The organism is Actinomycetospora sp. NBRC 106378 (assembly GCF_030269685.1).
Lineage (GTDB): Bacteria > Actinomycetota > Actinomycetes > Mycobacteriales > Pseudonocardiaceae > Actinomycetospora.
Genome location: NZ_BSTT01000008.1, coordinates 120,891 through 143,956, shown reverse-complemented (window position 1 = coordinate 143,956; position 23,066 = coordinate 120,891). Strand labels below are relative to the sequence as shown.

The window sequence follows — 23,066 nt, the reverse complement described above, 5'->3', positions numbered from 1 at the left end:
CGTCGAGCACGGCTGGGAGAAGGCGTCACCTGGGTTCTTTCGGACGGACTTGGGGCTTGACACCGGCGCTCTTGTCGAGTTCATCGGCCGCACACAGCAGCAGGCGTGGGATCGGCTGATCGAGATCAACGGTAGCCAGGATCTCGCGCAGCGTCGATTCGTCGAGCGCGTGGCGGTGGAGATCGACGCTCGAGGAACGCTCGATGTCCTTCGGCACGGCGTGAAGGATCGCGGGGTCCAGGTCGACCTCGCCTACTTCCGGCCTGGCCACACGCTGGCGAAGGACGCGCTGCGCGAGTACGAGGGCAACGTCCTCACGGTCGCGCGCCAGCTGTACTACAGCGCGAAGGCGCCGAAGAACTCCCTCGACCTCGCGCTCTTGGTGAACGGTCTACCAACCGCGACGATCGAACTGAAGAACCCGATGACCGGGCAGGGTATCGAGCAGGCCAAGGAGCAGTACCGCAACCGCGACCAGCACGACCTGATGTTCGCCAAGCGCGCCGTGGTGCACTTCGCGGTCGACCCCGACGAGGCCGCGGTGACTACCCGGTTATCCGGCCGGGACACCCGGTTTCTGCCCTTCAACGTCGGGAGCAACGGCCCCGGGAAGAGCGGGGGCAAGGGCAACCCGCCCCCTGCCGACGGCTCGTACGCCGTCGACTACCTGTGGCGCGACATCTGGCAGCGTGATGCGTGGCTAGAGATCCTGCAGCGCTTCCTGCACGTGCAGGACGTCGACGCGAAGGGCAAGAAACTCAGCCCGCACTCGGCCGAGCGCATCTTTCCGCGCTACCACCAGTGGCACGCCGTGACGCGGATGGTCGAGCATGCCCGGCAGCACCGGGCCGGCCACAGCTACCTCGTCGAGCACTCGGCCGGTTCTGGAAAGTCGAACACGATTGCCTGGCTCGCCCACCGCTTGTCGAACCTGTTCGACATCGACAACCAGCCGGTGTTCCACAAGACGATCATCGTCACCGACCGCGTGGTCCTCGACCGTCAGCTCCAGCGCACGATCTACCAGTTCGACCACGAGCCCGGCGTCGTCCGGAAGATCGACGAGGACTCGAACCAGCTCGCGGCCGTGCTCACCGACTCCACATCGAAGATCGTCATCTCGACGATGCAGAAGTTCCCGTTCGTGCTCGACAAGATCGAGGGCAAGGGACTGGGCGACCGGCGCTACGCCGTCGTCATCGACGAGGCGCACACCTCTCAGGGCGGCGACGCGGCGCTGCGGATCAAACAGGCCGTCGGGGCCAACGCCGTCCGTGGGGAGGACGAGAGCGAGGCCGCCTATCTGATCCGGGCCCGCGGGCGGCAGCCCAACCTGTCGTACTTCGCCTTCACCGCGACGCCCACGTCGCCGACGCTGAAGCTGTTCGGCACCAAGGACCCCGCACGCGTGGACCAGCGCACGGGCGAGCCGGTCTACGAGCCGTTCCACGTCTACTCGATGCGCCAGGCGATCGACGAGGGCTTCATCCTCGACGTCCTCGCCAACTACCTCACCTACGAGACCAAGTGGCGGCTGCGCAACGCCGCCGTCGAGAACCAGGAGTCCGACACCGGCAACCCGGAGGTCGACGAGCGCAAGGCCAAGGCGAAGCTCGTCCGGCTCGCGCAGGCCCACCACGAGTCGCTCGGGCAGAAGGCCAAGTTGATCGTCGCGGACTTCGTCGAGAACATCGAGGAGCGCCTCGGCGGGCGGGCGAAGGCCATGGTGGTCACGGACGGCCGGCAGCGGGCGCTCGACCTCTACCAGGCGATTCACCGGCACCTTCACGACGACGTCGGTCGTCCGGACCTGGGCGCTCTGGTCGCCTTCTCCGGGACGCTCAAGGACGAGGCGACGGGCGTCGAGCGCAGCGAGGCGATGATCAACGGGTTCCCGGAGGTCGAACTGCCCCGCAAGTTCGCCTACACCAAGGCCGACGACCCCGACGCCACGAAGCGCGAGCAGACCGAGTTCCGCCTGCTCGTCGTGGCCGACAAGTACCAGACCGGGTTCGACCAGCCGCTGCTCTGCGCGATGTACGTGGACAAGGCCCTCACCGGCGTCGCGGCGGTCCAGACCCTGTCGCGGCTCAACCGCACCCATCCGCTCAAGGACCAGGACGACGTGCGCGTCCTCGACTTCGCGAACACCCCTGACGCCATCAAGAGCTCGTTCGCGCCCTGGTTCGAGACCACGCTGACCACCGAGGGTGACCCGAACCTGCTCTACCGCAAGCAGCGGGAGGTCATGGATTTCGGGTTGCTGCACCCCTCGGAGATGGAGTCGTTCATGCGGGTCCTCGAGGAGGCCCCGACCGGTCGGCAGGCACCCGCCGTCGAGAAGAAGCTCCACGCGAAGCTGCACGAGTACCTCACGCCGCCGATTGACCGCTTCGTCCAGCTCGAGGACGTCGACACCCGCGAGGACTTCCGGTCGAAGCTGCACGGCTACGTCCGTGCCTACGGGCTGCTCGCCCAGGTCCTCGACTGGGGAGACGAGGAGCTCGAGCGGCTCTACCAGTACGGCCGGCTCCTCCTGCTGCGCCTTCCGGGCCGCCCCACGGCGACCGTCGACATCGGCGACGCCGACCTCAGCCACTTCCGACTCCAGGAGACCGGTCGGCACGACCTCTCTCTCACACCCGACGGTGACCAGACCGTCCGCGGGCATGCCGCCGACGGCGGGGGTGTCCAGGAACCCGAGATGGCCCGGCTCGCCGACGTCATCGCGGAACTCAACGACCAGTTCGGCTTCGACCTCGGCACCTCCGACGAGATCCTCGTTTACCAGCAGGTCGTCGGACTCGTGGAGGACCCGGCGATGAACCAGATCGCCCTGGTGAACTCCGAGGAGCGCTTTGGGCAGGTCGCCGACGACAAGCTCGACGACATCGTCGCCGACAACGCCGAGCGCAACACCGAGTTCATGAAGCGCTACTTCGACAACGAGGAGTTCCAGAAGGCGATCAAGGCGGCTGCCCGTAAGCGGGCCTACCGGATCATCCGGGAGCCCGCCCGCGAGGAGGCGCTGGGCCGGCTGCGCGCGGAGATGCGGCGCGAGACCGAGGGGCATGGCACGCGGTGACCGAGTCTCGGGGCGAGATGGTCGTCTACCAGGCTCCCGACGGTGGGCCGCGCGTCCAGCTCCGCCCCGTCGCAGGGACGGTGTGGCTGTCGCAGGCCGAGATCGCGGAGCTCTACGGCACATCGGTGCAGAACATCGCGCAGATAGCCGGGCGCGTGCTCGCCGACGGCGAGGTGACGATGGCAACTGTCAACTCAGAGTTGAGAGTTGCTCAGGAAGGGCGGCGGCAGGTCCGACGGCAGGTCAAGGTCCACAACCTCGATATGGTCCTCGCGATCGGCTACCGGGTCTCGAGCCCGCGCGCGGTGCAGTTCCGGCAGTGGGCGACCACGGTGCTTCGCGAGTATCTGGTCAAGGGCTTCGCGCTTGACGACCCGCGCCTGCGCGACCCGGCGGCGGACTACTTCGACGAGCTGCTCGCGCGGATCCGGGACATCCGGGCGTCGGAGAAGCGCTTCTACCAAAAGGTGCGCGACCTGTTCGCCGTGGCCAGCGTGGACTACGACGGAACGTCTGAAACCGCACGGGCCTTCTTCGCGAAGATTCAGAACAAGCTCGTCTACGCGATCACCGGCCACACCGCTGCCGAGCTCGTGACGAAGCGCTGCGACCCGACGTCGCCCACGCTGGGCCTGACCACCTGGGCGGGCGAGCGCATCCGGAAGTCCGACGTCGTCATCTCGAAGAACTATCTTCACGAGGACGAGCTCGCGCAGCTCAATCGACTGGTCACTCGCTTCCTCGACTTCGCCGAGGACCGCGCGGAGCGACGGCAGACGATCCTCATGGACGAGTGGATCGCTCAGACCGACCGCTTCCTCGCCTTCGACGAGCGTGAGGTGCTCACCGGGCCGGGACGGGTGTCCGCCGAGCGAATGAAGATCGAGGTCGGCGAGCGGTACGTCGCGTGGGACGAGGGTCGTCGCGCCCGGGAAGCCGAGAAGGCCGCGGTCGAGGAGGCCGACGACCTGCGGGAACTGCTCGCGATCGAGCGTCCACCCGGGGACGACGAGCCGACGTGACGGAGGATCAGGCTCGGCGGATCGCCGGCCGCTACCGCATCGACAGCGTCCTCGGCCGCGGAGGCATGAGCGTCGTGTACGAGGGCTATGACGAGCACCTCGACCGGGCCGTGGCGATCAAGCTCCTCAACCCGCACCCGCCCGTCGGCGACGACGTTCCGGGCGCCCGGGACTTGCGGGACGCGCGAACTCGTGACCGTGAGCGCTTCCTGCGCGAGATCAGGACGACCGCACGGCTGGAGCTCGCCGGCGTCCCGTCCGTCTACGACGCGGGCAGCGACGGAGCTGCGGAGCTCTGGGTCGTGATGCAGCTCCTGCGAGGCTCGACCCTGCAGACGGTGCTGGACCGGACCGAGGCCACCGACCTCTCTGTCGCTCGTGCCGCTGCGGTCGCTGCCCAGATCGCTGCGGTGCTCGTCGACGTCCACCGGGTCGACGTGGTCCACCGCGACGTCAAGCCGGCGAACATCGTGGTGACGGACAGCGGGCTCGTGAAGGTGCTCGACTTCGGGATCGCGATCCTGCACGGCCAGGGTGCGTTGCCGCGGTTGACCCAGGTCGACTGCACCGACGGCTCCCCCGCCTACATGTCGCCGGAGCAACACCTCGGTCAGCCGGTGACCGCCGCCTCGGACGTCTACTCGCTCGGGTGCGTGCTCTGCGAGCTCCTGACCGGAGACCCGCCTTTCCACGACAGCGTCGAGATGCCGCTGCGGGCCCGCCACTTGCAGACCGCCCCGCCGTCCGTTCGAGACGCCGTCGCCGCTGTGCCAGTTGTGATCGACGAGCTCGTCCTGGCGATGCTGGCGAAGGCTCCTGGACTGCGCCCCAGCGCCGAGCAGGTCTACGCCGTGCTGGAGCCGTGGTGCACGGGCGACCAGCCCGAGACCGAGCAGGACCCAACTCGTCCCTTCCGCCGTCCTCTCCTCCCGCCCCGCACGTCGGCCAGCGAGCGCGATTCGGTGGGGCAGCCGTTGACCGAGGCGGAGGTCGACGCTCTGCGGGACGAAGCGCTCGGGCTCGTGCAGGAAGGGCGTGAGCACGAGGCCGTCCAGCTGGTCGAGGCCGCCGTTCGGCGAAAGGCCGAGGACGCCTTCGTCGAGGTGCGGCTGCGTCACTGCCTCGCCGACACACTGTTCGCCGCGGGCGAGTTCCGAGGCGCAGCACCGCTCTTCATTGCTGTGGGCCGCGAGTACCGACGCTTTCTCGGACCTACCAACCTGCTCTCCCTGGACTGCGATCACGACGCCGGCCTCGCTTACGCCGAGATCGGCGATCACGTGAGCGCATTGCCCCAGCTGCAGCGATTCGTAGACCACGCAGGTCCCGACGACGCACGCCTCTCCGAGGCGCGCGCCGTGCTGGCAGGGCTGCACCTCGCCAGGGGTGCGACCTCGACTGGCCTTGCGATTCTTCGTCAACTACGACGTCAGGTCGCGGCGACGGAGGGCGCCGATTCCCCTCAGGCTCGGGCGCTCGACCGCCGGCCGCGCCTGCTCGGAGAGGGCGAGGGGACCTGAGCTCTAGGAGGTTCGAGCCGGTCGCGGACCACCGACGATGGCCGGTGACCTACGGCGCCGGGACTCAAGTCATGAGATGAGCGCGCGGATGTCGTCGGCGGTCAGCGCGGCGGTGAACGACGCCCCGTCGTCCATCACCCCGGCCGTGAGCTCGGCCTTGCGCTGCGCGAGCGCCCGCACCTTCTCCTCGATGGTGTCCTGGCTGATCAGTCGGTAGACCATCACCGTGCGGTCCTGGCCGATGCGGTGCGTGCGGTCGACGGCCTGGGCCTCGGTCGCGGGGTTCCACCACGGGTCGAGCAAGAAGCAGTAGTCGGCCTCGGTCAGGTTCAGCCCGAACCCGCCCGCCTTGAGACTGATGAGGAACACCGGGGCGTCGCCGTCCTTGAACCCGGCGATCGCCGCCGCGCGGTCGCGGGTCGTCCCGTCGAGGTAGGCGTAGGCGATCCCGGCCGCCTCGAGCGCCTCCCGCACGTGGGCGAGGAAGCCGGTGAACTGGCTGAACACCAGGGCCCGGTGGCCGCCGCCGATCACGTCGCCGAGCTGCTCGACGAGCAGGTCGATCTTGGCGGAGCCACCCGCGCCCTCCTCCCCGATCAGCGCGGGGTGCAGGCTGAGCTGCCGCAGCGTGGTGATCGAGGCGAGGATCGCGATGCGGTTGTCGTCGACGTCGTCGAGCAGCTGCAGGATGCGCGCCCGCTCCCGCTGCAGCACCCGCTGGTAGAGGCGCTGGTGGGCCGGGGCCAGCTCGACGGGGAGCACCTGCTCCTGCTTCGGCGGCAGGTCGGGCGCGACCTGCTCCTTCGTCCGCCGCAGCACCAGCGGGCGGATCCGGCGACGCAGGCGCGCGAGCAGTTCCGCGTCGCCCTTCTCGATCGGCTTCGCGAACGTCTCCCGGAACTGCTCGGCATTCGGGAAGAGGCCGGGCGCGGTGATCGAGAGCAGCGACCACAGCTCCATCAGGTCGTTCTCCATCGGCGTGCCGGTGATCGCCAGCTTGACCGGCGCGGGAACGCGCCGCGCGCAGGAGTACACCTTGCTGCGCCGGTTCTTGAGGAACTGCGCCTCGTCGAACAGCACCGCCGACCAGCCGATGCCCTCGTGCGCCTCCACGTCGAGCCGGAAGAGCGTGTAGGAGGTGACCACCACGTCGGCGCCCGCGACCACCGACGCCAGGTCCTCGCCTCGCCGCCGCAGGGTGTCGGTCAGGACCGCCACGCGCAGCACGGGTGCGAACCGGGCGGCCTCGGCGGTCCAGTTCGGCACGACGCTGGTGGGCGCGACGATCAGCACCGGCCCGGCGGCCGGGTCGGCCTCCCGGGCGTGCGCGATCAGGGCCAGCGCCTGCACGGTCTTGCCCAGCCCCATGTCGTCGGCGAGCACGCCGCCGAGACGGTGCCGCCGCAGGAAGGCCAGCCACTCGAACCCGGCCCGCTGGTAGGGCCGCAGCTCCGCGCGCAGGGTCTCCGGGACCGGCGCGGGATCGAGGGCGCCGGCGGCGAGGAGCCCGCCGACCTGCTCCCGCCACGCCTCGGTCTCCCGCGCGACGACGCCGAGCTCGGCCAGCTCCTCCCACCAGCCCGCCTGGTACCGGCTGATACGGAGCGGGCCGCCGGGCCGCTCCTGCATCGCCCGGGCCTCCTCGATCAACGACCGCAGGGCCATCAGCTCGGGCTTCTCCAGCGAGAAGTACGCGCCGTCGGGCAGGAGGAGGTGCGAGCGACCCTTCGCGAGCGCGGTGAACACGTCGGCGAACGGGATCTCGCGCCCCTCGGCGCTGATCGTGATCCCGAGGTCGAACCAGTCGTGACCGGTCTCCGACCCCGACTCCGTCGTCGACACGCCGATCGTCAGCTCGTCGCCGACCTCGCGGTAGCGCGCCGGCTCCCCGCTCCGCTCCACCCGGACACCGGGGGTGTCCTCGAGGACCGGCAGCACCTCGGTCACGAACGCCGCCGTGCCGAGCTTGATCAGCCGGTGCGGACCCGGACCGTCGACCGGGCGGACCCGGAAGCGCCGCCAGTCCACCGGGAGGTCCGCGAGCCGGTCGAGCGTGGCCTGCTCGGCCGGCACGTCGCGGAACTCCTCGCCCGGGGCGGGCCGGTCGACCGCGGCGCGGACGTCGGTGCCCCCGACGTCGTACGACCACTCCCAGCGCAGCGCCACGGCGTGCTCGGCGCCGAAGGCCGCCTGCAGGACGAGGACCGGCGGGCCGACCCGGGGCGGGGTGAACGCGCCGTCCGAGGACGTGACGCCCCGGACCTCCGCGAGCCGGGTGCCGTATCGGGAGCGGAACCGGTCCACGGCGTCGGCCGGGACGGCGATGTCGGTCCCGTCGAGCGCGGCCTGCCAGACGGCCCGGCTCACCGGAGGGTCGAGGCGGGCCAGGCTCAGCCGGCAGGACACCGGGGCGAGGTTCTCGGCCGCCGAGACCGTGACGACGCCGTGCGCGACGTCGCCCCCGAGGAAGGCGACGGGCCGCGCGTCGGGGTCGGGTTCCCCGTCGAACCGCAGCACGGGGCGGATGGCGAGCGCCCCCCTGTCGGCGTGCTGTCCCGGTTCTCTGGGACCGGCGGTGACGTCGAGCTGCAGCGACGCGGAGCCGCGCCGCGTGACGGGCCCCAGCTTGTGCCGGGACGGCAGGATCGCGAGGTCGGCCTCCGCCGCCGCGTCGAGCAGGGGCCACAGGCGCGGGCTCGCGATCTCCGCGAGGTCGAGGATCTTCTCGTCGGCGCCGTAGCCGTAGTAGCGGTACGGCGAGAACCCGGAGCCCGCCTGCGCCGCGTGGTGGAGGAGGTAGAGCTCGCGCACGACCGCGAGCTGGTCGGGCCGGTGCTCGACTTCCGCCGCGCCCTGCAGCATCCGGTTCCACTGCAGCCCGCCGTAGACCCAGCCGCGGGCCCCCGGACGCATCAGGCGCGCCATGAGCCCCCCGGCGCCGTCGGGCGTCAGCTCGATCGCGAGCGTGCCCGTCGCGGCGCGGGCAGGTTCCGGCGTGGCGCCGAGCAGGGCGTCGAGCGCGAGCTCCCAGTCGGGCGTGCTCGGCGCGGCCGGGGCCTCCGGCACTGCCTGGAACGCCATCGCCGCCACGTGCTTGCACATCGTCCCGACGGGACACGAGCACTCGCCGTCGATCAGGTGCACGCCGCCGCGGGCGTCGGCGTCGAAGCGGACGATCGTGGAGTACACCTGCCCCTCGCCGCCGCGCACCACGCCCCGCAGCTGCAGCGTGCCCCGGTGCCACTCCGCGTACAGGACCGCGCCGTCCCGCGCGTACCGCCGCCCCCGCTCCGACACCACCGGGCCGAGCACCTCGGCCAGCTCCCCGGCGTCGAGCCCCTCGACCGTCACACGTTCCACCATGTGAGGCCCCCTCTCGATCTCTCGGGGACGACGGTAGAGCGGGGGTCCGACAGCCTCGTCCGAGGCCACCGTGGGCCGCGTGAGGGCTACACTTCGCTACAGCGTGCGACACCGGGAGGCCGCCATGACCGAGATCGCGTCCCGCGAGCTCCGCAACGACACCGCGGGCGTGCTCCGCCGCGTCGAGGCCGGCGAGACGCTGACGGTCACCTCGAACGGACGGCCGGTGGCGCAGCTCGTGCCGGTGCCACGACGGCGCCGGACGGGCATGTCCCGTGCCGAGCTGATCGACGCCGTGCGCCACGCCCAGGCGGACCCGGGTCTCCGCGACGACCTGCGGGAACTCGCCGGGGAGACGACCGACGACCTCGGCCCCATCCGGTGACGGCATCGACGGGTCGAGCTCCGCTGCGCTCCGTCTCCCCCGGACGGGCCGTCCTCGACACCAGCGTCCTCATCGCCACAGAGAAGGGGCGGTCGATCGACGAGTCGGCCCTCCCGGACGACCCGGTGCTGTCGGTCGTGACCCTCGCCGAACTGCAGGCCGGGGTGCTCGCCGCTGCCGACTCGGAGTCGCGGGCACGACGCATGTCCACGTTGGACCGGTACTCGCTGACCGAGGTCCTCGACGTGACGGAGTACGTCGCCGCCGAGTGGGCTCGTCTCCGGGTGCACCTGGCCGAACACCGGCGCCGGGTGAACGTGAACGACCTCTGGATCGCGGCGAGCGCCGTGGCGCACCGGCTGCCGATCGTGACCCAGGACGACGACTTCGACCCCCTCGACGGCGTCCGCGGGCTCGTCGTCGTGAAGGTGTAGGAAGGCCGCGATGGACCTGGAGAAGTACGTCGAGGGCGTCCGTTCGGGCTCACGCCTGTGGATCGGACGGGCGATCACGCTCGTCGAGTCGACGCGCGCCGACCACCGCGACGCCGCGCAGGAGCTCCTCGTGGAACTGCTGCCGCAGGCGGGAGGGGCGAGACGGATCGGGATCTCGGGCGTACCCGGCGTCGGGAAGTCGACGTTCATCGGAGCGCTCGGGTCGCAGCTGACCGCGGCCGGCAGCAAGGTCGCGGTGCTCGCCGTCGACCCCAGCTCGACCCGGTCCGGGGGGTCGATCCTCGGCGACAAGACGCGCATGGACGCGCTCGCCACCGACGACCACGCCTTCATCCGGCCGTCCCCGACGGCGGGCACGCTCGGCGGGGTCGCGAAGGCGACGCGCGAGACGATGGTGGTGATGGAGGCGGCGGGCTACGACGTCGTCATCGTCGAGACCGTCGGCGTCGGGCAGTCCGAGACCGCGGTCGCGGAGATGGTCGACTCGTTCCTCTTCCTCACCCTCGCCCGCACCGGCGACTCGCTGCAGGGCATCAAGCGCGGCATCCTCGAGATCGCCGACGTCATCGCCGTGAACAAGGCCGACGGCCCGCACGCCCGTGACGCCAAGCGCGCCGCCCGCGAGCTGGAGTCGGCGCTGAAGATGCTGCGCGGCGAGCGCGACCCGTGGACCGTGCCCGTGCTGACCTGCTCGGCGCAGGAGCGGACGGGTCTCGACGACGTCTGGTCGGCGCTGGTCTCCCACCAGGAGTTCCTCGACGAGCGCGGCGAGTTCGCCGCCAAGCGTGCCCGCCAGCAGGTGGACTGGACCTGGCAGATGGTCCGCGAACGCCTGCTGAGCCGGCTCAGGGACCACCCGCAGGTCAAGGAGATGCGCTCGGAGCTGGAGCGCGAGGTCCTCGACGGCGAGCTCACGCCGGCCCTCGCGGCCGACCGCATCCTGGAGGCGTTCGGGTCCTGAGCCGCCGTCGTCAGGCCGCCCGGCGGGACCGGAGCACGTCGAGCATGGCGGCGGTGGCGGGCGTCGGGTTCGGCAGCGTCAGCGCCTCGATGCGGCGCACCACCCGTGGCCGCAGGCGGCGCAGCACCACCCGGCGCCCCATCTGGTGCACGGCGAGGTCCGGTACCAGCGCGACCCCCACCCCCGACTCGACGAGCCCGCTGACCATCGGGAAGTCGTCGGAGTCGAACGCGATGTTCGGGGTGTAGCCGGCGCTCGCGCACATGTCGACGAGCTGCTCGCGGCACAGGCTGCCGGCGTCCCGGATCCAGGCCGCGTCGCGCAGCGTCGAGACGTCGAGCTCGTCGGCGGCGGTGAGCGTGTCGCCGAGCGCGGGGTGCCCGGCCGGGAGCGCCACGTTGACGGCGTCGTCGAACAGGAACGTGGCGGTGAGCCCGTCGGTGTCCGGCGCCGGGCCCGGCACGTAGCCGAAGGTGATGGCGAGGTCGAGGTCGCCGTCGCGCAACCGGTCCGGGCACTCGTCGGGCTCGGCCAGCTCCAGCGACAGCCGCACCGCCGGGTGGCGTCGCCGGAACTCGCCGATCGCGCCCGGCAGCAGCCGCGCTCCCGCGCTGGCGAACGAGGCGAGCCGCAGCCGCCCCGTGCGCAGGGCGGTGAGGTCGGCCACCTCCTCGGCGGCTCGGGCGAGGCGCCCGGCCACGACGTCGGCGTGCTCGACGAGCAGAGCACCGGCCTCGGTGGGCAGCACCCCCCGGGCGTGGCGCACCAGCAGCGGCGTCGCGGTCTCCCGTTCCAGGGCCGCGACCTGCTGCGACACCGCGGACGGGGTGTACCCGAGGTCCGCGGCCGCGGCGGTCATCGACCCTGCCCGCACCACCGCGCGGAACGTGAGGAGCCGTCGCGGGTCGAGCATGAAGCACAGCTTAAGCCCGACCCGGGGAGTCGTCGCTTCTCAGAACGACGGCGGGCTCGGAGCATGGTGGGTGTGAAGGCATGGAGCGGACTCGCCCGGTTCTGGGCGGAGCAGAAGGAGATGTCGGAGCGGCTGAGCCTCATGGAACGGCCGTGGGAGGAGCAGTACCTCCACTGGGCGTGGGAGGACGGCGAGATCGTGCTGCACGGCGAGCTCATGCCGTCGCGCCGACGCCGGATGTCGACCACCCGCGGGGGCTGGTGCCGGCGCGCGGCCGGGCGTCCGCTGCCGCGTCCGCACCGCTGATCCGTCCCGACCGCCGAGGATGCGTCGTTGCTGCCACTGGACGACAGCAACGACGCTTTCCTGCCGCGAGGATCAGGTGCTGCTCAACCCGGCCAGCAGGGCCACGAACGGCAGTCGGCACTCGCCGCGGACCCGCTCCCGGTCCTCCGGGGGCGTGCGGATGAGGAGCTGCCCGGCCGCGCCGAGCATCCCGAACGCGATGCTCGGCAGCGCCTCCCCGACGTGGGCGGGGATGCGCCCGGCGTCCGCGAGCGCGGTGAGCATGTCCGAGAGCAGCGCGTAGGAGTACTTCTCCTCGCAGCGCCGCCAGGCGTCCCAGCCGAGGGCGAGCGGCGCCTCGCGGAACACCAGCGCGCCGTACTCCGGCTCCGAGCAGGCCAGCAGGAACTGGTCGAGCGCGGCGAGCACGCCGAGCGCCGGGTCGGCCGCGGCCACGAACGCCGCCCGCGCGCGGTCGTTCTCCTGCTCCTCCACCTCGTCGAAGAGCACCTCGAACAGCCCGGTCTTGCTCGGGAAGTGGTGGTAGATCGCGCCCTTGGTCACCCGCGCGGCGGCGGCGACGTCGTCGAGCGAGGTCCGGGCGAACCCGCGCTCGGTGAACAGCCGGGCCGCGGCGTCGAGCAGGGCGCGCCGCGTCGCCTCGGTGTACTCCCCCCGACGACTCTTGACCTCGGCCACGGCTCGGGAGCATAGTCCCGGTCGGTCACATACCCTGAGTATGTTCCCGACGACGGGTCGGTGAGAGGTGGTCGGTATGGTCGCGTTCCTGGTCGACGGTGCCCGTGACGGGCTCCCGTCCACCCCTGCCCTGGCCGTCCGGTGGGGCCTGTCCCACGGGCTGCTGCGCCGCGCGCTCGCGGCGCGGGACCGGGCCGGCAACCGCGACGCGCGGCTCCTGCGCGATCCCGCGCTGCAGGCCGAGCCGTGGGAGCACTACCGCGAGCTGCGTCGTCACCGGCCGTTCGCGTCGGGGCCGATGGGGCGGGTGACCGCGCACCACGACATCACCACACAGGTCCTGCGCAGCGACGACTTCGGGGTCGCCGACCGCGATCAGGTCTTCCCCGCCCCCGTGCGCCTGGGGATGCGCCTCATCGGGCCGCGTCGCTACGCGAGCATCGACGACGCCCCCTCGATGCTCGCGGTCGACCCGCCCGACCACGCCCGCTACCGCCGGCTGGTCACCCGCGCGTTCACCGCGAAGGCCGTCGCCGCCCTGCGGACGCGGACGGAGGAGATCACCGCGGAGCTGCTCGACGGGCTCGAGGCCGAGATGCACCGCGGCCCGGTCGACCTCGTCGAGCGGTTCGCCGCGCAGGTCCCCGTCACCGTGATCGCCGAGATGCTCGGCGTGCCACCCGAGCGGCGGGACGACCTGCTCGTCTGGGGCGACGGCGGCGCCGCGACCCTCGATCTCGGGCTGCCGTGGTCGCGGTACGCCACCGCGGAGCGTTCGCTGGCCGCGTTCGACGGCTGGTTGCGCGAGCACCTGCGCACGCTGCGCTCGCACCCGGGCGACGACCTGTTGTCGAAGCTCGTCACGGTCGCCGACGACGACGGGTCGGGCCTGTCGGAGCAGGAACTGGTCGCCACCTCGATGCTGATCCTGGCCGCCGGGTTCGAGACGACGGTCAATCTCATCTCCAACGGCACGCAGCGGCTCTTCGAGCACCCCGACCAGCGGGCGCTGCTCGCCGAGCAGCCCGACCTGTGGTCGAACGCCGTCGACGAGGTGCTGCGCCACGACTCGCCGGTGCAGCGGACCGCCCGCCTGGCCCGTCGGGACACCGAGGTCGAGGGCGTGCCGATCCGACGCGGCGAGATCGTGGTGACCGTGCTCGGCGCGGCCAACCGCGACCCGGCCGTGTTCACCGACCCGGAGCGGTTCGACGTGACGCGGCCGAACGCCCGCGAGCACGTCGCGTTCTCCAGCGGCATCCACTACTGCCTCGGCGCCGCCCTCGCGCGGATGGAGGGCGAGGTGGCCCTGCGGGGCCTGTTCGACCGGTTCCCGGACCTGGCCCCCGCGGGGGTCGGGCAGCGCCGTCCGACGATCATCCTGCGGGGCTGGAGGAGCCTCCCGGTCCACAGCTGACGCACAGGGTTCGCCCAGCCGGGACGGACCGGACGGTGCCAGGGTGGACCCCATGAACGCAGCAGTGCGCGCCGAGCTCCGGCGGCCCGACGGCAGCCCGGTCCGTGCCCTCGTCGTCGACGACGAGCCGACGCTCGCCGACCTGCTCTCGATGGCGCTGCGCTACGAGGGCTGGGACGTCCGCAGCGCGGGGGACGGCCTCGCCGCGGTGACCTCGGGCCGGGAGTTCCGGCCCGACGTCGTCGTCCTCGACGTCATGCTGCCCGACATCGACGGCTTCGAGGTGCTGCGCCGGTTGCGCGCCGACAACCCCGACGTCCCGGTCCTGTTCCTCACCGCGCGGGACGCCGTCGAGGACCGGGTCGCCGGCATCACGGCGGGCGGCGACGACTACGTGACCAAGCCGTTCAGCCTGGAGGAGGTCGTCGCGCGCCTGCGGGGCCTGCTGCGGCGGGCCGCCGTGGCCACCGCCGTCCGGGGCGACGCGGGCCTCGTCGTCGGGGACCTGACGCTCGACGAGGACTCGCACGAGGTGTTCCGCGGCGGCGACCAGATCGACCTCACCGCGACCGAGTTCGAGCTGCTGCGCTTCCTCATGCGCAACCCGCGCCGGGTGCTCTCGAAGGCGCAGATCCTCGACCGGGTGTGGAACTACGACTTCGGCGGCCAGTCGAACATCGTCGAGCTCTACATCTCCTACCTGCGCAAGAAGATCGACGCCGGCCGTACCCCGATGATCCACACCGTGCGTGGGGCCGGGTACGTCCTCAAGCCCGCGGGCTGAGGGACGACCATGCGTGCCGTGCGTTCCCTCCAGGCGCGGATCGTCCTCACGACGATGGTGCTGCTGCTCGTCGTCTGCGCCGTGGTCGGCGTGGGCGCCGCGCTGTCGTTGCGGCACTACCTGACCCAGCAGCTCGACCAGGAGGTCACGCGCACCCTCGGGTTCGTGGCCAACCCGCCCGACGGAGCCGACGGGCGCCGCCCGCCGCCCCCGGACGCCGGCGGCGGCTTCGGCGGGGGCGATTCACCCACCAGCCGCATCGAGGTCCGCAGCGTGGACGGCCGCGTGGTGTCGGCGGTGGCGCTCGGCGGGTTCCGGTCCTCCGACCAGGCAATCGCGCTGGCCGACGTGGCGCCGGTCCTCGCGGTGACGCCCACCGGCAACGACCCAGGCGACCCCTCTGACCGGCCGCGGGTGGAGACGATCGACCTGCCCGGCCTGGCGTCGTCCTACCGGCTCTCGGCCCGCGAGGCCGACGACGGGTCGGTGGTCTACTACGGCATCTCCACGGGCCGCATGGACGCCACCGTGGGCAGCCTCGCGGTGTACGAGACGATCATCTTCGGGGGCGGCGTCCTCATCGCGGGTGTCATCGCGGCCTTCGCGACGCGGCGGACGCTGCGGCCCCTGCACCGGGTCTCGGCGACGGCCCGCCGCGTCTCCGAACTGCCGCTGGAGCGCGGCGAGGTGCGGCTGGAGGACCGCGTGCCCGAGGCCGACGCCGACCCGCGCACCGAGGTCGGGCAGGTCGGCGCGGCGCTCAACCGGATGCTCGAGCACGTCGCCCGCTCGCTCGCGGCGCGTCAGGAGTCCGAGACCCGGGTGCGGCAGTTCGTCGCCGACGCGTCGCACGAGCTGCGCACGCCGCTGGCCGCGATCCGCGGCTACTCCGAGCTCGCGCGCCGGCGGACCGGCGACGTGCCCGACGAGGTCGGGGCGATGCTCGAGCGGGTCGGGTCGCAGACCGAGCGGATGACCCTGCTCGTGGAGGACCTGCTGCTGCTCGCACGCCTCGACGCCGGCCGCCCGCTCGCCCGCCAACCGGTCGACCTGGCCCGGGTGGTCGTCGACGCGGTCAGCGACGCCCACGCGACCTCGCCGCAGCACCACTGGGCCCTGGACCTGCCCGCCGACGAGGGGGCCGAGGACGTCATGGTCATCGGCGATCCGGAGCGGCTGCACCAGGTGGTGGCGAACCTGCTCGCCAACGCCCGCACCCACACGCCGGGCGGGACGAACGTCGTCGTCGAGCTCTCCCGGGAGGGTCACGAGGTGCGCCTCGTCGTCCGCGACGACGGGCCGGGCATCGCCCCCGACCTGCTGCCGCACGTGCTCGAACGGTTCGCCCGCGGCGACGCCGGCCGGGCCCGGACGACCGGATCGACGGGACTCGGGCTCTCCATCGTCTCGGCGGTGGTCACCGAGCACGGTGGCACCGTCGAGGTGACCAGCGTGCCCGGCGACACCCGGACGTCCGTGAGACTCCCGGCCGCGCCGATCCGTGCGGAGCTGGCGCTGCGGTAGGTCCGGTCAGGACTGAGGCAGGCGCGCGAGCACCTGGTCGAGCTTGCCCTCCACCCGCTCCAGGCGCTGCCCCAGCTCGGTCATCGCGCGCCAGGCGTTGGCCTCGGTGTTGAGCACCGCGTCGAGCCCCGACATCCGCACCGGCGACCCCGGCACCCGTGAGCCGTGACGGTCGGGCTCGAGGACGGCGCAGTAGAGCTCGTTCACCCGGTAGTCGAGGAACGACAGGATGTCGCCCACCGACACCGCGCGGCCGTACTGGCTGCGCACGTGGTCGCGCAGCTCCATGCCCCGGTCGCGGGAGTACTCGTGGCGGACCTCGTGGTGATGCTGGTCGTGGGGACCGTGGTCGCCGAAGGGCGGCGCGGGGAGCCAGGAGTCGTCACTCACGACGATCACTCTAGGTCACTGATTCGAGGAGTGACTGCGCTCAACGGGTGGTCGAGGCATCGATCTGCCGCACGTTGGTGTCGATCGGTTAACGAGCGGCGCCAACTAGCGACTGAACCGGACAGTCGTGACGGGGGAGGATCATGCGGTCGCAGCGCGGGTGGGGTCGGTTCGGGGCGCTCGGGGTGCTGGTCGTGGTGGCGCTGGCCGGAGGGCCGGTCGTGGTCGCGGACGCAGCCCCGGCGGCACCCGGGATCGTGACGGCGGGAGATCCGCCGCCGCCGGCGCCGCTCCCGGCGGCGAGGGCCGTCGAGCCGAAGGTCGAACGGGAGGCCCTCGGGGCGCCGGCCCCGTCGCCGGACTCGACGGACGCCCGGCAGGCGTCCAGCCCCGACCCGCTGAAGCTCGTCGCGGTCAGCTGGACCGGTCCGCGGCCCGACCTCATCGAGCTGCGCAGCCGCCTCGCGAACGGGACCTTCGGGGCCTGGACGCGCGTCGACCCCGTCGACACCGAGCGCGACGGCCGCTCGGCGCCCGTCGCGAGCAGCGAGCCGGTGTGGGTCGCCGACAGTCGGGAGGTCCAGGTCCGGGCCGTCGACGACGGTGCCCCCGTCACGCAGCGGATGGCGCTGACCTCCATCGACCCGCAGACCACGAGCAACGACGCGCGCACGGCCGCCGCCTCCACCGCCGGCCCCGGCCGGCCGGCGGTGGTCACCCGGGCCCAGTGGGGCGCGGACGAGAAGCTGATGACCTGGCCGCCGGAGTACACGCCGACGGTGCGGGCCGTGACGATCCACCACACCGCGGGGACGAACGCCTACACCGCCGCCGACTCCGCCGCCATCGTGCGCGGCATCTACGCCTACCACGCCAGGACGCTGGGCTGGGGCGACATCGGCTACAACGTGCTGGTCGACCGCTTCGGCACCGTGTTCGAGGGGCGCCGGGGCGGGCTCGACCGGGCCGTGATCGCGGCCCACGCCGGCGGCTTCAACCGCGAGACGTTCGGCATCGGGATGATGGGCGACTTCACCTCCGTCGCCCCGCCCGCCGCGCAGATCGAGGCGACCGCGAAGCTCGCCGCCTACAAGCTCGGCGGGCTCTACCGTGACCCGCGGGCCACCGTCACGCTGACGAGCACCGGCGGCGGGACCTCGAAGTACCCCAAGGGTCGGGCGGTGACCCTGCCGACGGTGTTCGCCCACCGCGACGTCGGTGCGACCGAGTGCCCGGGCAACACCGGGATCCGGTCGATGCCGACGATCCGGGACCGGACGGCCGCCCTCGTCGGCGATCTCGCGGCCAACCCCATCCGCACGAAGTGGCTCGCGCTGCGGGGCCTGCTCGGGGAACCGTCGGTGGTGGAGAGCCCGACCGCCCGGAGCGCCCGGGTCACGCGGTTCTCCGGCTCGAACGGCGCGGTCTACTGGTCGTCGCCGACGGGGGCGTGGTCGGTGATCGGCGAGATCAACCGACGCTACGACGCGCTCGGCGCCGCGTCCTCGGCGATCGGGCTGCCCCGCACCGACGAGCGCACCACCCCCGACGGGCGCGGCCGCTACAACCAGTTCGTCTCGGGCTTCGTGTACTGGACGCCGCAGACCGGTGCCTGGCCGGTGCGCGGCGGCATCCTCTCGACCTGGGCGTCCGCGGGCTACGAGCGCTCGGGCTACGGCTACCCGCGGTCGGACCAGTACGCGGTCAGCGGCGGGGTGCGGCAGGACTTCGAGCGGGGCTCGCTGTTCCTCGCGGACGGCGCCTCGGCGGCACGCCGGGTGTGAGCGGCCGGTCCGTGAGGTGCACGTCAGGCAGATCCGGGCCGCTCGCAACCTGCCCCACGTGAGTCTCGCGAACCGGCCGCGCGACCCGCCGTCCGGAACGAGCGAAGGGCCCCCTCGGTCGAATAGATCGACCGGAGGGGCCCTTCGCTCAGGACGGGCGGCCCGCTCAGCGCTGGAACCGCTCCGCGATCTTCGCCGCGGTGTCGGCGACCGTGCGGGCCGCGCGGCCGGTGACGTCCTCCGCCGTCGCGCGGGCCTCGCCGGCCAGCTCCGTGGCCTTCTCGGACGCCTTCTCGGCGGCCTGGTCGAGCCGGTCGCGGACCGACGGCGGCTCGATCGTGGCGTCGGGGCCCGGCGTCAGGATGGTCTCGTCGCCGTTGTCGTAGCGGACGCGGTAGGGCGGACCGTCGGTGCCGAGGACCCCGACGATCGTGCCGGTGCGGTCGGGGGCGTCGACGGAGTTGGCGTGCAGGGTGATCCGGTCACCGACGTTGGCGCTCATGACGCGCTCCCTTCCCTGGTGCTTCGTCCGGTGGAGTACCCGGTGGGCTCCCGAAGATCACCGGACACACGAAAGGGCCCTCCGTGACGGAGGGCCCTCTCGTGGTGGATCAGCCCGTGAGCGAGGGGTGGTCGACCGTGAAGGTCAACCCGCCGTCGACCACGTCGACGCGCACCCGGTCACCGGCCGAGACCTCGTCGCCGAGCAGCATCGCCGAGAGCCGGTTGCCGACCTCGCGCTGGATCGTGCGCCGCAGCGGCCGGGCCCCGAACTCGGGCTGGTACCCGTGGTCGGAGAGCCAGTCGACGGCGGCGGTGGAGAACTCGACGGCGATGTCGAGCGACTCCAGCCGCTCCCGCGTCTCGGTGAGCAGCAGGTCGGTGATGGTCCGCAGCTGCGCGGCGTCGAGCCGCTTGAAGACGATCACCTCGTCGATCCGGTTGAGGAACTCCGGCCGGAACGACTCCCGCAGCCGCGGCATGAGCCGCTCCTGCAGGGACTGGTCCGGGTTCACGCCCGACGGCGCGAAGCCCAGGGCCTGCGTGTTGGTGGTGATGAGCTCCGAGCCCACGTTGCTGGTCATGATCAGCACCGTGTTCCGGAAGTCGACCGTGCGGCCCTGCGAGTCGGTCAGTCGCCCGTCGTCGAGCACCTGCAGCAGCGTGTTGAAGACGTCGGGGTGGGCCTTCTCCATCTCGTCGAGCAGCACCACCGAGTACGGCCGGCGGCGGATCTCCTCGGTCAGCTGCCCGGCCTCGCCGTAGCCGACGTACCCGGGGGGCGAACCCACCAGGCGCGACACGGTGTGCCGCTCGGAGTACTCGCTCATGTCGACGCGGACCATGCGGTCCTCGTCGCCGAACATCGCCGCCGCCAGGGCCTTGGCCAGCTCGGTCTTGCCGACCCCGGTCGGGCCGAGGAACAGGAAGCTGCCGATCGGCCGGTCGGGGTCGCCCAGACCGGCGCGCGAGCGGCGGACCGCCTCGGCGACGGCGCGGACGGCGTCGTCCTGGCCGACGACGCGCTCGTGGAGCTGCGCCTCCAGCCCGAGCAGCCGCGACCGCTCGGTCTCGGTCAGCTGCGCGACCGGGATGCCGGTCGAGCGGGAGACCACCTCGGCGATGTCCTCGACGTCCACGGTGAGCACACCGTCGTGACCGGACGTGCGCTCCTGACGGGCCTCCTCGAGGGCCTGCGTGGCCCGGGCGACCTCGTCGCGCAGGGCGCCCGCCCGCTCGTAGTCCTCGTCGGCCACGGCCTGGTCCTTGTCGCGCTGCAGCGACTCGAGCCGGCGCTCCAGCTCGCGGGTGTCGGTGTGCGGGCCCTTGGACCGCAGCCGCTTCCGCGCGCCGGCCTGGTCGACGAGGTCGATCGCCTTGTCGGGCAGGAACCGGTCGGTGACGTAGCGCTCGGAGAGTTCGGCGGCCGCCGTCAACGCCTCGTCGGTGAAGCGGACCTGGTGGTGCGCCTCGTAGCGGTCGCGCAGCCCGTGCAGGATCGCGATCGTGTCCGCGACGCTGGGCTCGGGAACCATCACCGGCTGGAACCGGCGCTCCAGCGCGGCGTCCTTCTCGATGGACTGCCGGTACTCGTCGAGCGTCGTGGCGCCGACGATGTGCAGCTCGCCACGGGCCAGGGCCGGCTTGAGGATGTTGCCGGCGTCCATGCCGCCACCCTCGCCGGAGCCGCCGGCCCCGACCATGGTGTGCAGCTCGTCGATGAAGACGATGAGCTCCTGCGAGTGCTCGCGGATCTCGGCGACCAGCTTGGTCATCCGCTCCTCGAAGTCACCGCGGTAGCGGGTGCCCGCGACCATGCCGGTGAGGTCGAGCTGGACGATGCGCTTGCCCTCGAGCTGCTCGGGGACGTCGCCGGCGACGATGCGCTGGGCGATGCCCTCGACGACGGCGGTCTTGCCGACGCCGGCCTCGCCGATCAGCACCGGGTTGTTCTTGGTGCGCCGGGAGAGGACCTCGAGGGTCTGGTCGACCTCGTCCTCGCGGCCGATGACGGGGTCCAGCTCGCCCGCCCGCGCCTTTGCGGTCAGGTCGACGCCGAACTGGTCGATCGTCGGGGTGTCGGAGTCGCCCTGCCCGCCGCCGCCCTGCGCCGCCGGACGTCCGCCCGTGGAGGCGCTGCGCTGCAGCGACTGCGGGTCGACGCCCCGGGACTGCATGGCCTTGCCGGTCGGCGAGTCGGGGTTCGCGGCGAGCGCGAGCACGATGTGCTCCGGGCCGATGTAGCTCGACCCGAGCGCCCGGGAGATCTGGTGGGCGTCGAGCAGGGTCCGCTTGGCGGTGGGGGTGAGGGCCGGCGGCTGGCCGGTGGCCTCGCCGCGCGGCAGCTGGCCGTCGGCGAAGCGGGCGAGCTCCTCGGTGTCGGCCCCGGTGCCGGCGATCAGGGCGCGCAGCGGCGGGACCTGGAGCCCGGCGAGCAGGAGGTGCCACGCGTCGAGGTCGGTGTTGCCCCGCTCGGCGGCCTGGGCCGCCGCGGTGCCGACGAGACCCCGGGCCTGCTCGGTCATGAGGGCGGTGATGTCGATGCGCTCGGCGCCGCGCGGCGAGCCGCCGAGGAAGCGCGCGAGGAAGTCGTCGAACTGGCCGGACCCGGGGCCGCCGGGACCGAATGCGCTGGTCATGCGTACCTTTCCTGGAGGGTCCTGCCGCCTGCGACCGGTGGTCTGCGGCGGCTGTCGTACCCGTCAGCAACGCGGGGTGCCGATTCATTCCTGAGTCGGTGCGACTCAGGTCTCGGGTCGTCCCGACGACGGGGTTGAGCGGCTCCGGATCAACCTCTCACCTGCGCTGAGGTGTTCCCGATCGCGGCCGCATGACACACGCCCGTCATGAGGGGTAACCGTCGAGGCATGACGACCGCACACGAGGTCCACCTGGCCCGCCGACCGCAGGGCTTCCCCACCCCCGACGACTTCGCCCTGGTCGAGCGTGAGCTCCCGACGCCGGGGTCCGGCGAGGTCGAGATCGCCAACCGGTACTTCTCGGTCGACCCCTACATGCGGGGCCGGATGAACGACGTGCCCTCCTACGTGCCCCCGTTCCGGTTGGACCAGCCCATGGACGGCCGCTCGGTCGGCGAGGTGACCGCGGTCGGCGACGACGTCACCGAGGTCGCCGTCGGCGACCTGGTGCTCGGCAACCTCGCCTGGCGCGACCACGGCATCTCGAAGGCGCGGCACCTGCAGAAGGTCCCGGAGGTCGACGGGGTCGACGCCAAGGCCTACCTCGGCGTCCTCGGCGCCCCCGGCCTGACGGCGTGGGTCGGCCTGCTCGACCACGCCGCGTTCAAGGCCGGCGACGCCGTCTTCGTCTCCGGCGCCGCGGGGGCCGTCGGGAGCCTCGTCGGGCAGATCGCGAAGCAGAAGGGTGCCTCGCGGGTGATCGGCAGCGCCGGGTCGGCCGCGAAGGTGTCCTGGCTGACCGGCGAGCTCGGCTTCGACGCCGCGTTCAACTACAAGGACGCCCCGGTGCGCGAGCAGCTGGAGAAGGCTGCCCCCGAGGGCATCGACGTCTACTTCGACAACGTGGGCGCCGACCACCTCGAGGCGGCGATCGCGGTGGCCAACGACTACGCCCGCGTCGCGGCGTGCGGGGCGATCGCGCACTACAACGACACCGACGGCGATGCGACCCCCGGGCCGGACAACCTCTTCCAGATCGTGAAGAAGCGGCTCTCGATCCAGGGCTTCATCGTGTCGGACTCCCTCGACCGCTTCCCGGCGTTCCTCTCCGAGGTCACGCCGTGGGTGGCCGACGGCCGCGTGCGGTTCGCCGAGAGCGTCACCGAGGGCATCGACCACGCGGTCGACGCCTTCCTCGGGCTCCTCCGGGGGGAGAACACGGGTAAGGCGCTGGTCAAGATCAGCTGATCTGTTCGTCGTCCCGCAGCGGTGCGTTCACCGGAGATCCACGCGCATCGCTGACGGTGGTCGGTGCCGCCACTCGGACGAGTGACGGCAT

Annotated in this window: 19 protein-coding genes; 12 read left to right on the top strand and 7 right to left on the bottom strand. The window is 72.2% G+C overall.

Annotated features, from left to right (window positions below; genetic code table 11):
* Window positions 1-25: 25 nt before the first annotated feature.
* The gene (locus QSK00_RS18750; RefSeq protein WP_285592831.1) at window positions 26-217 is read right to left on the bottom strand and encodes a hypothetical protein; all 192 of its coding nucleotides are present in this window, start codon (window positions 215-217) and stop codon (window positions 26-28) included.
* A gap of 3 nt (window positions 218-220) precedes the next feature.
* Between QSK00_RS18750 and QSK00_RS18745 the strand changes: the two genes are divergently transcribed.
* From QSK00_RS18745 to QSK00_RS18735, 3 genes are all read left to right on the top strand, one after another.
* Entirely contained in the window at window positions 221-3,085 is a 2,865-nt protein-coding gene (locus QSK00_RS18745; protein ID WP_285592829.1) for a type I restriction endonuclease subunit R, read from the top strand.
* A gap of 80 nt (window positions 3,086-3,165) precedes the next feature.
* The gene (locus tag QSK00_RS18740; protein WP_285592827.1) at window positions 3,166-4,107 is read left to right on the top strand and encodes a virulence RhuM family protein; all 942 of its coding nucleotides are present in this window, start codon (window positions 3,166-3,168) and stop codon (window positions 4,105-4,107) included.
* Window positions 4,104-5,627: a serine/threonine-protein kinase gene (locus tag QSK00_RS18735; RefSeq protein ID WP_285592825.1), complete on the top strand. Its 1,524-nt coding sequence runs from the start codon at window positions 4,104-4,106 to the stop codon at window positions 5,625-5,627. The genes QSK00_RS18740 and QSK00_RS18735 overlap by 4 nt, the downstream gene beginning before the upstream one ends.
* Before the next feature lie 69 nt (window positions 5,628-5,696).
* Here QSK00_RS18735 and QSK00_RS18730 read toward each other — a convergent pair whose 3' ends face one another.
* Entirely contained in the window at window positions 5,697-8,978 is a 3,282-nt protein-coding gene (locus QSK00_RS18730) for a DEAD/DEAH box helicase (RefSeq protein ID WP_285592822.1), read from the bottom strand.
* A 136-nt stretch (window positions 8,979-9,114) separates the two neighbouring features.
* Here QSK00_RS18730 and QSK00_RS18725 point away from each other — a divergent pair, with 136 nt between their 5' ends.
* From QSK00_RS18725 to meaB, 3 genes are read left to right on the top strand one after another with little or no spacing between them, the layout of a single operon-like run.
* Complete coding sequence (locus tag QSK00_RS18725) at window positions 9,115-9,375, top strand: type II toxin-antitoxin system Phd/YefM family antitoxin (protein WP_285592820.1); 261 nt, start codon at window positions 9,115-9,117, stop codon at window positions 9,373-9,375.
* A complete protein-coding gene (locus QSK00_RS18720; protein ID WP_285592818.1) occupies window positions 9,372-9,809 on the top strand; it encodes a PIN domain-containing protein in 438 nt (145 codons plus the stop codon). Before QSK00_RS18725 ends, QSK00_RS18720 begins: the two co-directional genes overlap by 4 nt.
* A gap of 10 nt (window positions 9,810-9,819) precedes the next feature.
* Complete coding sequence (gene meaB / locus QSK00_RS18715; protein WP_285592817.1) at window positions 9,820-10,791, top strand: methylmalonyl Co-A mutase-associated GTPase MeaB; 972 nt, start codon at window positions 9,820-9,822, stop codon at window positions 10,789-10,791.
* A gap of 10 nt (window positions 10,792-10,801) precedes the next feature.
* On the opposite strand, the gene QSK00_RS18710 is transcribed toward meaB, so the two are convergent.
* Window positions 10,802-11,704: a LysR family transcriptional regulator gene (locus QSK00_RS18710; protein WP_285592815.1), complete on the bottom strand. Its 903-nt coding sequence runs from the start codon at window positions 11,702-11,704 to the stop codon at window positions 10,802-10,804.
* Between the two features lie 72 nt (window positions 11,705-11,776).
* On the opposite strand from QSK00_RS18710, the gene QSK00_RS18705 reads away from it, so the two are divergent.
* Window positions 11,777-12,010: a hypothetical protein gene (locus tag QSK00_RS18705; RefSeq protein WP_285592813.1), complete on the top strand. Its 234-nt coding sequence runs from the start codon at window positions 11,777-11,779 to the stop codon at window positions 12,008-12,010.
* A 72-nt stretch (window positions 12,011-12,082) separates the two neighbouring features.
* Here the strand turns inward: QSK00_RS18705 and QSK00_RS18700 are convergent, their stop codons facing one another.
* Complete coding sequence (locus QSK00_RS18700; protein ID WP_285592811.1) at window positions 12,083-12,688, bottom strand: TetR/AcrR family transcriptional regulator; 606 nt, start codon at window positions 12,686-12,688, stop codon at window positions 12,083-12,085.
* Between the two features lie 76 nt (window positions 12,689-12,764).
* Here QSK00_RS18700 and QSK00_RS18695 point away from each other — a divergent pair, with 76 nt between their 5' ends.
* From QSK00_RS18695 to QSK00_RS18685, 3 genes are read left to right on the top strand one after another with little or no spacing between them, the layout of a single operon-like run.
* A complete protein-coding gene (locus tag QSK00_RS18695; RefSeq protein ID WP_285592809.1) occupies window positions 12,765-14,105 on the top strand; it encodes a cytochrome P450 in 1,341 nt (446 codons plus the stop codon).
* Between the two features lie 52 nt (window positions 14,106-14,157).
* Window positions 14,158-14,889 (top strand): response regulator transcription factor, encoded by a 732-nt coding sequence (locus tag QSK00_RS18690; protein WP_179796417.1) that lies wholly within the window; start codon window positions 14,158-14,160, stop codon window positions 14,887-14,889.
* An 18-nt stretch (window positions 14,890-14,907) separates the two neighbouring features.
* A complete protein-coding gene (locus tag QSK00_RS18685; RefSeq protein WP_285592806.1) occupies window positions 14,908-16,413 on the top strand; it encodes a sensor histidine kinase in 1,506 nt (501 codons plus the stop codon).
* Window positions 16,414-16,419: 6 nt separating this feature from the next.
* On the opposite strand, the gene QSK00_RS18680 is transcribed toward QSK00_RS18685, so the two are convergent.
* Window positions 16,420-16,803, bottom strand: coding sequence for a hypothetical protein (locus tag QSK00_RS18680; RefSeq protein WP_285592804.1), 384 nt, complete (start codon window positions 16,801-16,803; stop codon window positions 16,420-16,422).
* A 143-nt stretch (window positions 16,804-16,946) separates the two neighbouring features.
* Here QSK00_RS18680 and QSK00_RS18675 point away from each other — a divergent pair, with 143 nt between their 5' ends.
* The gene (locus QSK00_RS18675) at window positions 16,947-18,587 is read left to right on the top strand and encodes an N-acetylmuramoyl-L-alanine amidase (RefSeq protein ID WP_285592802.1); all 1,641 of its coding nucleotides are present in this window, start codon (window positions 16,947-16,949) and stop codon (window positions 18,585-18,587) included.
* A gap of 166 nt (window positions 18,588-18,753) precedes the next feature.
* Here the strand turns inward: QSK00_RS18675 and QSK00_RS18670 are convergent, their stop codons facing one another.
* Together QSK00_RS18670 and QSK00_RS18665 are read right to left on the bottom strand one after the other, a co-directional pair.
* Window positions 18,754-19,089 (bottom strand): DUF1918 domain-containing protein, encoded by a 336-nt coding sequence (locus QSK00_RS18670; protein ID WP_285592800.1) that lies wholly within the window; start codon window positions 19,087-19,089, stop codon window positions 18,754-18,756.
* Between the two features lie 109 nt (window positions 19,090-19,198).
* On the bottom strand, window positions 19,199-21,727 hold the full coding sequence (locus QSK00_RS18665; protein WP_285592798.1) for an ATP-dependent Clp protease ATP-binding subunit: 2,529 nt from the start codon (window positions 21,725-21,727) through the stop codon (window positions 19,199-19,201).
* A 228-nt stretch (window positions 21,728-21,955) separates the two neighbouring features.
* On the opposite strand from QSK00_RS18665, the gene QSK00_RS18660 reads away from it, so the two are divergent.
* Window positions 21,956-22,975: an NADP-dependent oxidoreductase gene (locus tag QSK00_RS18660; protein ID WP_285592796.1), complete on the top strand. Its 1,020-nt coding sequence runs from the start codon at window positions 21,956-21,958 to the stop codon at window positions 22,973-22,975.
* Window positions 22,976-23,066 lie beyond the last annotated feature (91 nt).